This window comes from Kitasatospora sp. NPDC089797 (assembly GCF_040684795.1).
Taxonomy (GTDB): domain Bacteria; phylum Actinomycetota; class Actinomycetes; order Streptomycetales; family Streptomycetaceae; genus Kitasatospora.
On record NZ_JBFBGS010000055.1, the window covers coordinates 40266 to 51584 of the forward strand.

General features: G+C 76.8%; 6 protein-coding genes. 5 read left to right on the forward strand and 1 reads right to left on the reverse strand.

The annotated features are described in order from the left end of the window. Positions 1-17: 17 nt before the first annotated feature. The 5 genes from AB0O91_RS33560 to AB0O91_RS33580 all read left to right on the forward strand — a co-directional run bounded on the left by AB0O91_RS33560 (position 18) and on the right by AB0O91_RS33580 (position 10783). A complete protein-coding gene (locus tag AB0O91_RS33560; protein ID WP_363441352.1) occupies positions 18-3107 on the forward strand; it encodes an amino acid adenylation domain-containing protein in 3090 nt (1029 codons plus the stop codon). Further along, the gene (locus AB0O91_RS33565; protein WP_363441354.1) at positions 3104-4279 is read left to right on the forward strand and encodes an acyl-CoA dehydrogenase family protein; all 1176 of its coding nucleotides are present in this window, start codon (positions 3104-3106) and stop codon (positions 4277-4279) included. Before AB0O91_RS33560 ends, AB0O91_RS33565 begins: the two co-directional genes overlap by 4 nt. Positions 4280-4305: 26 nt before the next feature. Then, positions 4306-6108, forward strand: coding sequence for a non-ribosomal peptide synthetase (locus tag AB0O91_RS33570; RefSeq protein ID WP_363441356.1), 1803 nt, complete (start codon positions 4306-4308; stop codon positions 6106-6108). A gap of 65 nt (positions 6109-6173) precedes the next feature. Next, positions 6174-7961: a non-ribosomal peptide synthetase gene (locus AB0O91_RS33575; RefSeq protein WP_363441358.1), complete on the forward strand. Its 1788-nt coding sequence runs from the start codon at positions 6174-6176 to the stop codon at positions 7959-7961. Continuing rightward, on the forward strand, positions 7958-10783 hold the full coding sequence (locus AB0O91_RS33580) for a condensation domain-containing protein (RefSeq protein WP_363441360.1): 2826 nt from the start codon (positions 7958-7960) through the stop codon (positions 10781-10783). The genes AB0O91_RS33575 and AB0O91_RS33580 overlap by 4 nt, the downstream gene beginning before the upstream one ends. A 13-nt stretch (positions 10784-10796) precedes the next feature. Here the strand turns inward: AB0O91_RS33580 and AB0O91_RS33585 are convergent, their stop codons facing one another. Next, positions 10797-11300, reverse strand: coding sequence for a hypothetical protein (locus AB0O91_RS33585; protein WP_363441362.1), 504 nt, complete (start codon positions 11298-11300; stop codon positions 10797-10799). Positions 11301-11319: the final 19 nt, after the last annotated feature.

An 11319-nucleotide genomic window follows, 5' to 3' on the forward strand; every position in this document is an offset into this window, starting at 1 on the left:
ACACAAGGGAAACATCCATGTTCGCACTCTCTCCGTCGCAGGAGATCGTCTGGCTGCACGAGCAGATGCAGCCGGGCAGCCGCGCCTACAACTTCACCGGCGTGCTCGACCTGTGGGGCACCCTCGACCGGGACGCCCTGCACACCGGCCTCGCCGCCGTCCTGGCCCAGCACCCGGGCCTGCGGCTGGAGTTGGTGGCCCGCCCGGAGGGCATCCCGGGCCAGCGGGTCGCCGAGGAGTGCCAACCCGAGCTCCGGCAGAGCGACTTCACCGCCGAGGCGGACCCGGAGGCGGTCTTCCGCCGGCTGCTGACCGCCGAGGCGGAGGAGCCGCTGGACACCGAGCGGGCGCCGCTGCTGCGCTGGCACCTGGTCCGGCTCGCCGAGGACCACCACCGGCTGATCCACGTCGAGCACCACCTCGTCCACGACGGCCACTCCTTCGCGATCTTCCTGCGCGACCTGTTCACCGTCTACCGCGCCACGGTCCTCGACCAGCCCTACGAGCTGGCCGCCGCGCCCTCCTACGAGCAGCACGCCCGCACCGAGGTCGACCCGCAGGCCCGCGAGCGCGCCCTCGCCTTCTGGACCAGGGAACTCGACGGCGCCCCGCGCGAGATCACCCTGCCCGGGCTGGCCCACCCCGGCGTCGAGCGCCGCCACCGCGGCGGCCAGCTGCGCCAGTCGATCGGCGCCGACCTCGCCGTGCGCCTGCGCGAGCGCAGCCAGGCCGACGGCCACACCCCGTTCAGCACCCTGCTCGCCCTGTTCACCGAGCTGCTGCGCCGGCACAGCGGCCACCGCGAGGTGACCGTCGGCACCGCCGTCGGCAACCGCCCGGAGGGCTTCGAGGGCACCGTCGGCATGTTCGTCAACACCGTGCCGCTGCGCCTGCGGATCGACCCGACCGCCTCCGGCACCGAGGCCGTGGACGAGGTCACCGACGTCCTGATGCGCGCCCTGCCGCACCAGCACCTGCCGGTGCAGGAGCTCACCCACCGCCTCGGGCTGCACACCGGCGGCGCCGACAACCCGCTGTTCAACGTGATGTTCAGCGCCCACGACGCCGCCCTGCCCGACGTCCAGGCGCCCGACCTCGACGTCTCGCTGTACGAGGGCTTCAACACCGGCACCACCCGCTTCGACCTCGACCTGGTGCTGCTGCCCGACGACCGCCGGGTGGTCGGCGAGAAGCACGGCGCCGCCGGGATGACCCTGATCTGGGACTACGACGTCGACCTGTTCGGCGAGGCCAGGGCCGTGCTGCTGTCCGAGCGCCTGCTGGAACTGCTGCGCTGCTACCTGGACCACCCCGAGGAGGTGCTCGCCGCGCTGGCCCCCGCGCCCGAGGCCGAGCCCGCCGCGCCGCTCACCCCGGCCGACCTCGACCCGGCCGCCGCCCACGACCCGACCGCGCTCGCCCTGCTGGCCGGCGCCGAACGCCTCACCTACGGCGAACTCGACCGGCGTGTCGGCGAGTTGGTCGACCGGATGCGCGCCGCCGGGGTGACCGCCGGCCAGCCGGTGGCCGCCGTGCTGCCGCGCGGCACCGACAGCGTGGTCGCCCTGCTGGCCTGCCTGCGGCTCGGCGCCGTCCACGCGCCGCTGTCCACCGAGGACCCGGCCGCCCGGCTCGGCCTGCTGCTGGAGCGGCTCGCCCCCGCACTCGTCCTGGCCACCCGGCAGAGCGCCCTCGCGCTGCCCGCCGAGGGCTTCACCCCGGCCCTGCTGGACGGCCCCGCCTTCCCGAAGGCCGAGCCCGCCGCCGTCCTGGAGGGCGGCGCGTACATCATCCACACCTCCGGCTCCACCGGTGTGCCCAAGCCCGTCCTGGTCGGCCGCGAGGCGCTCGCCGGGTACGTCGCCGCGATCGCCGCCCGCTACGAACTCACCTCCGCCGACCGGGTGCTGCTGTTCGCCCGGCCGTCCTTCGACGTGTCGCTGGAGGAGGTGCTGCCCGCCCTCGCGGCCGGCGCCGCCCTGGTCGTCCCGCAGCGCGAGGTGCCCACCGGGCCCGAGCTGGTCGCCGTGCTCGCCGCCCGCGGCGTCACCGTCGCCAACCTGCCCACCAGCTACCTGCTCGCCGTCCGCGAGGACCTGCGCGAGGCGCTGCGCGACGGCCGCTGGACGCCCAGGCTGCTCGTCCTCGGCGGCGAGCGGCTGCCCGCCCGGGCGCTGGCCGGGCTGACCGAGGCCACCACCGTCCTCAACGCCTACGGCGTCACCGAGGCCACCGTCACCTCCACCGTCCACCAGGTCACCGAGGCCGACGTCGCCGCGGACGGCGAGATCCCGCTCGGCACCGACCTCGACGGCGCGCGGCTGCACGTCCTGGACGAGACGCTGCGCCCGCTCCCGTACGGCTGCGTCGGCGAACTCGCCGTCAGCGGCGGCCTGCTGGCCGAGGGCTACGTCGGCCTGCCGGAGCCCACCGCGGCCCGGTTCGTCGCCGTCCCCGCCCTCGACGGCGCCCGGGTCTACCGCACCGGCGACCGCGGCTACCTCGACACCGACGGCAAGCTGCGCTTCCTCGGCCGGGCCGACAACCAGGTCAAGCTGCGCGGCCACCGGATCGAGCTGGAGGAGATCGAGGCCGCCGCCTCCGCCGAACTCGGCGGCCGCTCCTGCGCCGTGGTGCTGCACACCGACCCGCAGACCGGCCCCCGGCTGGTCGGCTTCCTGGAGGGCGCCGAGCGCCCCGACCAGACCGCCCTGCACGCCGCGCTGGCCCGCCGGCTGCCCGGCGGACTCGTCCCGTCCACCTGGACGGCCGTCGAGACCATGCCCACCGTGGCCGGCGGCAAGCCCGACCGCGCCGCCCTCGCCCGGCTGGTCGCGGAGGCGCCCGCGGAGCAGCCGGAGAGCGCGCCCGCCGCCTTCGCCGACCCCGGCCAGGAGCTGATCGCCGCCGCCTGGCGCGAGGTGCTCGGCCACGACCGCTTCGGCGCGGACTCGCACTTCTTCGAGGTCGGCGGCCACTCGCTGCTCGCCGCCCAGCTCGCCGCCTACCTGGAGCCGCACCTGGGCAGCCGCCCGCCGCTGCGCACCCTGTTCCGCCACGCCGTGCTGGCCGACCAGGCCCGGGTCCTCACCGGGGAGGCCAAGTGACCGCCCCCTCGGCCGTGCTGGAAGCCGGCCACCGCGAGATCGTCGAGGCCTTCGAGAGCTTCGTCCGCCGCGAACTCGTACCGCTCGCGGCCGAGTTGCCCGAGACCGCCGACCAGATCCCGGGCGACCTGCGGGCCTACGTCCGCAAGCGCTCCGCCGCACTCGGCTTCTACGCCGGCGACTACCCCGAGGAACTCGGCGGCGCCGACATGCCGTTCACCGCCGTGGTGCTGCTGCACCACGCCGCCGGGCGCAGCGGCTGCGTGCTCGCCCCGTACGCGCTAGCCGGCTCCGACGGCCCCAGCCCGCTGCTGCGGCACGGCACCCCCGAGCAGATCGAGAAGCACCTGGTCCCGCTGGTGCGCGGCGAGCAGACCCGCTGCCTGGCGCTCACCGAACCGCAGGCCGGCTCGGACGCGTTCCACCTCACCACCACCGCCGTGCGCACCGGCGACAGCTGGGTGCTGAACGGCCGCAAGACCTTCGTCAGCAACGCCGAACACGCCGGGATCGCCCTGGTGGTCGCCGCCACCGACCTCGGTGACGGCGCCGGCCCGGCCGCCGGGGCCACCGCCTTCGTGCTGCCGATGGACCAGCCCGGCCTGCGGATCGGCCAGCGCTACGAGGGGATGTCCGGCGAGCCGCTGTTCGAGCTGCTGCTCGACCGGGTCACCGTCGGCCCGGAGGCCGTCATCGGCGGCGAGGAGGGCATCGGGGCGGCCACCGCCCTCGCGATGGACAGCCTCTCCCGCGGCCGCCTGGTGGTCGCCGCGATGTGCAACGGCATCGCCGAGCACGCCCTGCGGATCGGCGTGGAGTACGCCCGCGAGCGGCGCGCCTTCGGCAGGGTGATCGGCGAGTACCAGCACATCCAGGAGCACCTGGTGGCCACCCGCGCCGAGGTGGAGTCCTCCAAGCTGCTCACCCTCGCCTGCGCCCGGCTGGTCGACGACGGCACCGAGGCGCCCGAGAACGCGGCGCTCGCCAAGCTCACCGCCTCCGAGACCGCCGTCCGCGCGGTCGACCGCTCGCTCCAGGTGCACGGGGCCACCGGCTGGGTGCGCGGCCACCCGCTGGAATTCCTGTACCGCTACGTCCGGATGACCACGATCATCGAAGGGACCTCGGAGGTCCAGAAGGTGATCGTCGCCCGCGCCATGGGCCTGAACTGACGTTTTCTCGTACGGACTTGGAGACGATGATGGAATCCCTGAGCATCGGGTACGGCCGACCGCACCAGGACGGCGCGGTCCTCGACCTGTTCACCGACCGGGCGCACCGCACCCCGCAGGCGCCCGCCCTGATCGACGGCGAGCACACCCACAGCTACGCCGAACTCGACCGCCTCGCCGACACCGTGGCCGAAGCCCTGCGCGGCAGGGTCGGCCCGGGCGACCTGGTCGGCGTCTGCCTCGGCCACTCGGCGGCGCTGGTCGCCGTCACCGTGGCGATCGCCAAGCTCGGCGCCGTCCACCTGCCGCTCGGCCCGCGCCCCGGCGAGAAGCGCCTCCAGGCCGTCGCCGAACAGCTGCGCCCGGCCTGCCTGGTCGGCGAGGCCGCCGTGCTGCCCGCCGGTGGCGAGCGGCTGGCCCTGGAACTGCCCGCACCGGGCCGGCCCGCCGGCACCGACGGCGTGTTCGCCGCGCTGACCCCCGGCGGACAGGCGCAGGTGCCGGCCGGCACCCACTACGCCGTCCTCACCTCCGGCTCCACCGGCACCCCCAAGGCCGTCGCCGTCACCGAGCCGGCGCTCGGCGCGCTGCTGCAGTGGTACCACGGGCTGACCGGCCTCGGCCCCGGCGAGCGGCACAGCATGCTGGTCGGGGTGGCCTTCGACCCGCACGTCATGGAGCTGTGGGCCACCCTCACCTCCGGCGCCGCGCTGGTCATCGCGCCCGAGACCGTCCGCTGGGACTCCGGCGCGCTCACCGACTGGTTCCGCGAGGCCGGCATCACGGTCTCCGTGCTGCCCACCCCGTTGGCCGAGCCGATCCTCAACCGGCCCTGGCCCGCCGGGCTGGCCCTGCGCCACCTGATGGTCGGCGGCGACCGGCTGCGCCGCGCCCCCGGGCCGGAGGTCACCGCGACCGTCCACAACGCCTACGGCCCCGCCGAGGCCACCGTCGCCACCACCGTGCACACCATGGCCCCGGGCCTCGACCACGGCGCGGGCGCGCCGCCGATCGGCCTGCCGATCCCCGGCGCCGTCCTGCTGGTCACCGACGAGCAGGGCCGCCCGGTGCCCAGAGGGACGGCCGGCGAGCTGCGGATCGGCGGCCGGGGGCTGGCCGCCGGCTACCTCGACCCCGAGCTGACCGCCCGCCGCTTCGTCGAGGTGCCGCCCGGCGTGGACGGCACCGACCGGGTCTACCGCACCGGCGACCGGGTGGTGATGCGCGCCGACGGCGTGGTGGAGTTCCACGGCCGCCTGGACGACCAGGTCAAGGTCAGCGGCGTGCGGATCGAACCCGCCGAGGTGGAGGCCGCGTTCGAGCGCGACCCCCGGGTGCGCCGCGCCGTGATCGCCGCCGAACCGGCCGCGGCCGGCGGCGTGCGCCTGCTCGCCTTCGTCCAGACCGACGGGGACGCCAAGCCCGCGAGCCTGCTGGACGCCGTCCGGCCCTGGCTGCCCGAGCAGGCCGTGCCCGCGGCCGTCCGCCGGGTCGAGAGCTTCCCGCTGGACGCCAACGGCAAGGTGGACCGCGCGGCGCTGCTCGCCGCCGTGCCGCCGGCCCCGCAGAGCGTCGGCGAGGACGGCGACACCCCGGTCGAGCGCACCGTGCTCAAGCTCTGCCGCGAGCTGATCGGCAGCGCCGACCTCGGCCCGACCGACAACTTCCTGGCCGCCGGCGGCAATTCCCTCGCCGCCGCCCGGCTGCTGGAGTCCCTGGAGGAGGAGTACGGCGTACGGCTGCGGGCCCCGCTGCTGCTGCGCCAGCCCGACCTGCGGGCGATCGCCCGGCTGGTCGAGGAGCGGCTGCCCGGCACGACCCCCGCCTGACCTCCCCGACCACCCGAACAGCGGCGCCCCGGCCCCGGGCCGGGGCGCCCGGAAGGGAACCAGCCATGACCACCACCCTCGGCACCCTGCCCGCCCTGATCGCCCGGCGCGCCGAGCAGCACCCGACCGCCCTCGCCGTCACCGACGGCTCCGGCTACCTCACCTACCGCGAACTCCAGGACGCCTCCGGCCGGTTGGCCGCCCGGTTAGCCGCCCGCGGGATCGGCCCCGGCAGCGCCGTCGGCCTGCTCTGCGCCCGCTCGGCCCGGTTCGCCGTCGCCCAGCTCGCCGCCTGGCGGGCCGGCGCGCTGGTCGTCCCGCTCGACCCGGCCTACCCGCGCCCGCGGATCGCCGAGATGACCGCCGACGCCGACGTGCGCCTCGTCCTCGGCGACAAGGAACTGCTCGCCGAGGCCGGGCTGCCCGCCGACCGCACCCTGGTGGTCGCCGAGTACGGCGACACCGACACCACCGCGACCCCGGTGCCCGACGCCGCCGCCCCGGACGCGCCCGCGCTGCTCTTCTACACCTCCGGCTCCACCGGCCGGCCCAAGGGCGTGCTCGTCCCGCACCGCGCCGTCACCGACCTGGTCACCGCCCCCGACGGGCTCGCCCTCGGCCCGCACGACCGGGTGCTGTTCCACTCCACCCCCTCCTTCGACGCCGCCACCTTCGAACTGTGGGCCCCGCTCGCCCAAGGCGCCGCCGTCGCCGTCTCCCCGGCCGAACGGCCCAGCGCCGAGGAACTCGTGCGCGACGTCGAGCGGTTCGGCGTCACCACCGCCTTCATCACCACCGCGCTCTTCCACCACCTGGCCGCCAAGCAGTCCCGGATCTTCGGCGTGCTGCGCACCCTGGCCGTCGGCGGCGAGGCCCTCGCCCCCGAGTACGCCGGAGCGGTGCTGCGGGCCTTCCCCTGGCTGGAGCTGTACAACGTCTACGGGCCCACCGAGGCCACCACCTTCACCACCGCGCACCGGATCAGCCCGGCCGACTGCACGGGCGGCCCGGTCCCGATCGGCCGGCCCTTCGGCGGCGCCCGCGCGCTCGTCCTGGACGAGCGGCTCGCCCCCGTCGAGCCCGGCACCGTCGGCGAACTGTGGATCGGCGGCGACCGGCTCGCCCACGGCTACCTCGACCGGCCCGAACTCACCGCCGAACGCTTCCAGGAGCTGCCCGGGCTCGGCCGCGCCTACCGCAGCGGCGACCTGGTGCGCCAACGCCCCGACGGCGCCCTGGAGTTCCACGGCCGCACCGACGACCAGGTCAAGGTCCGCGGCTTCCGGATCGAGCCCGGCGAGGTCGAGCACGCACTGCTCCAGTTCCCCGAGATCGCCGAGGCGGCCGTCGTGGTGCGCCGGGCCGGCCGCACCGACGCCGCGCTCACCGCCTGCGTGGTCCTCGCCGACGGTGCCGGAGCCGCCGTCGAGAGCCTGCGCAAGCGGCTCGCCGAACGGCTGCCCGCCCACCTGGTGCCCACCGCCTGGAGCATCCTCGACGCCCTGCCGCTCACCGGCACCGGCAAGGTCGACCGGCGCGCGCTCGCCGCCGCCGACGACCAGGCCGCCGGACGCACCACCGCGCAGGTCGCGCTCACCCCGATCCAGCAGGTCGTCGCCGAGGCCTGGAGCCGCGCCCTGGAGCGCCGGATCACCGACCCGGCCGCCGACTTCCTCGCCGAGGGCGGCCACTCGCTGCTCGCCATGTGGGTCGTCGACGACCTGAACGGCGACCTCGGCGTCGAACTCTCCCTCGCCGACTTCCTCGGCCACCCCACCGTGGCCGGACAGGCCGACCTGCTGGAGCGCGCCCTGCGGGCCGCCGACGACACCCCGGGAGCAGCACAGCGATGACCAGCGACCAGAACGACCTGCTGCGGCGGGCCCGCAACCGCCGCCCGGCCGCCGCCCCCGAGCAGCCCGCCGCCGACACCGGCCCCGCCCCGCTCTCCCACGCCCAGCAGCGGATGTGGCTGATGGAGCACCTCGGCCAGGGCGGCGCCCTCTACAACGTCCCGATCGCCACCCGGCTGCGCGGCCCGCTCGACCGGGACGCCCTGGCCGCCGCCCTCACCGGCCTGACCGACCGGCACGCCGCCCTGCGCACCCGCTACCCGCGCCGCGGCGACCAGCCCTACCAGCACATCGACCCGGCCGGCCCGGTGCCGCTGCCGGTCGTGGACGCCGACGGCGACGGCGCCGGGCAGCTCGCCGCGGAGGCCGCCGGCCCGTTCGACCTCACCGACGGCCCGGTGCTGCGCGCGCTGCTGGTGCGGCACGCGCCCGAGGACCACACCCTGCTGCTGACCGTCCACCACATCGCCGTGGACGGCGGCTCGCTCCCGGTGCTCGCCGCCGACCTCGCCGCGCTGTACACCGCCGCCCGCGACGGCGCGGAGCCCCAACTCCCGCCGCCCGGAATGCCGTACGCCGAGTACGCCCGCCAGGAGCGCGCCCGCGACGCCGAGCTCACCGCCGCCGCCGACGCCCGCGCTGCCCAGCTGGCCGGCGCCCGCCCGCTGCCGCTGCTGCGCGCCGTCGCCCCCGGCAGCCGCGACCGCAGCGCCGCGCTGCACGCCGTCCCGCTCGACCCCGGCACCGTCGAGGCCCTGCGGCAGCTCGGCGCCCGGCACGGCGCCACCCTGTTCGCCGTCGTCCTCGCCGCCGCCTTCGCCACCCTGCGCACCGCCGCCGGACAGGACGACCTCACCCTCGGCTGCGCCAGCGGCCACCGGGCCCGGCCCGAGCTGCGCCGCACCGTCGGCCTGGGCGTCAACACCCTTGCGGTGCGCGCCGAACTCGCCGGGGGCGACTCCTTCGCCGAGGCGCTCGCCTCGGTGCGCGGCGCCCTGTTGGAGGCCCAGCAGCACCACCAGGTGCCCTTCGACCTGGTGGTCGAGCGGCTCGGCGCGGCGGCCCGCGGCGCCGACGGCGCCTCGCTGCTGTCGGCCACCTGCGACCTGGTCCAGCCCGCCACCGGGCTGACGCTGCCCGGGCTCGACGCCGAACACGTCGACGTCGACCTGGACATGGCCAAGTTCGACCTCACCCTGGTGCTGGAGGAGGGGCCGGAGCCGCGCTGCCTGGTGCAGCACGACCAGGCCGTGCTGGACCGGGCCACCGGCGCCCGGCTGGCCGACGCCTTCGCCGCCGTGCTCCGCGCGGTCGCCGAGGACGCCGACCGGCCGCTCGCCGACCTGCCCGGCGACCTGCTGGTCTCCGCCGCCCGGCACCCGGTGCTCGCGGCGCTGACCGCCGACCCCGGGGTGGTCGACGCGGCGGTGGTCGAGCGCACCGACGGCCCGCCGCTGGCCTACGCGGTGGTGCGCGGAGCGGTCGCCCCCACCGGCACCGAGCTGCGCGCGCGGCTGCGGAACTCGGTGGCCGCCGCCGAACTGCCGCTCGCCGTCACCCTGTTGGACCGGATCCCGCGCGACGCCGACGGGGCTCCCGACCGCGGCCGGCTGCCCGGCGCCGCCGTCCCGGCCCCGGCGCGCCCCGGCGCCGGGCGGCCCGGCCCGCTGGACGTGGTCCGCGCCGCCTTCGGCGAACTGCTCGGCAGCGTCCCGCCCGCCGACGGCGACTTCTTCGCCCTCGGCGGCCACTCGCTGGTCGCCGTCCAGCTCGCCGAACGCCTGCGCACCCGGGTCGGCCTGCCGCTCACCGGCCTCGACGTCCTGGAACACCGCACCCCGCGCGCGCTCGCCGCCCTGCTCGCCGTCCGCGAGGAGGAGCGCCGGGAGGCCCTCGCCCGCACCGGCACCCAGCCGGGCGGCGAGCCCCGCACCGGCACCGTGCTGCTCACCGGCGCCACCGGCGGCGTCGGCGCCGCGGTGCTCCAGGAACTGATGGCCCAGGGGCGGCCGGTCCGCGTCCTGGTCCGCCCGGAGTCGGCCCACCTGCCGGCCCTGAACGGCGCCGAGATCGCCGAGGGCGACCTCGCCGACCTGGAGAGCCTCCAGCGCGCGGTCAAGGGCGTGGACGCCGTCATCCACGCCGCCTGCACCTTCACCGAGCACGAGGTCGACACGGCCGCCATGCGCACCCTGCTGGACGGCTGGACCGGCGGCCCGTTCGTCTTCGTCAGCAGCATCGACGCCTACGGGCGCCCGGCCGGCACCGACGTCGCCGAGGGAGGCCCCAGCGGCGCGCCCGTCACCGCGTACGGGCAGGCCAAACTGGACTGCGAGCGGATGCTGTTCGAGACCGCCGAGGCCACCGGCCACGGCCCGGCCACCGTGGTCCGCGCCCCGATCGTCTGGGGCCCGCACCACCGCCTGCGCGACCAGCTCCGCTGGGGCTCCACCGGCGAGCTCTACCAGGCCGCCCTGGCCGGCCGGCCCGTCGTCCTGCCCGCCCCGGGCGAGCAGGACGAGTGGAACGGCGCCGCCTGGGTGCACTCCGCCGCCCTGGCCCGCGCCCTCGCCGCGTGCGCCCAGCCCGACGGCCCGGCCGCCGGGCGGATCGTCAACGCGATCACCGGGCACGTCTCCTGGGCGGAGTTCAGCGCCGAGCTGATCCGCCTGCTCGGCTCGGAGAGCACCCTGGACCTGCGCCCGGACGCCGACCCCGAGCTGCGGCGTCCGTGGCACTACCGGGCGGAGACCCTCGCGGCGGCCCTGCGGCCCGAACCGGGGGAGGACTGGCACAGCGTGCTGGCGGCCATGGTCGGCTGACCCCGGCCGGCCCCTACGGCCGGGCGGAGCGGCGCGACGCCCCTCCGCCCGGCCGTCGGGACGTGCCGAGCCGGCCTGCGGCGAGGGCGCGGATCCGGCGGGTCCGCCCGTGCTCGGCCAGGACGGTCAGGCAGGCCCGCGCCGGGCACGTTCCGGCGGCGTGCAGTTGCAACCAGTTCGAGGCGGCGAGCAACCGCTCCTCCGCCCACGGCTCACCGAGGGTCATCGCCCGCAGCAGCGCCCACTCGTCCAGCCGCCGTACGGCGAACGCGTCGGCCGCCGCCGCCACGGCCGACCCGTCCTTCCAGGAAGGGAACTCAGGACCGGTCAGGAGCTCCGCCGCCCGCCGGTCCAGGTACTCGCAGACCGCGCCGCCGGCCATCGCCGGATCGGGATCGGCGAGCACCCGCGCCACCACCGCGGCCGCGTCCTGCGGCGCCGCCTCGGCGAGGGCCCGGCGGTAGTGGGCGAGCCGCACGTGCTCGTCGGGATCCGCGGTCGCACCGCGCAGGTCCACGGGAAGGCCTCCTCCTGCC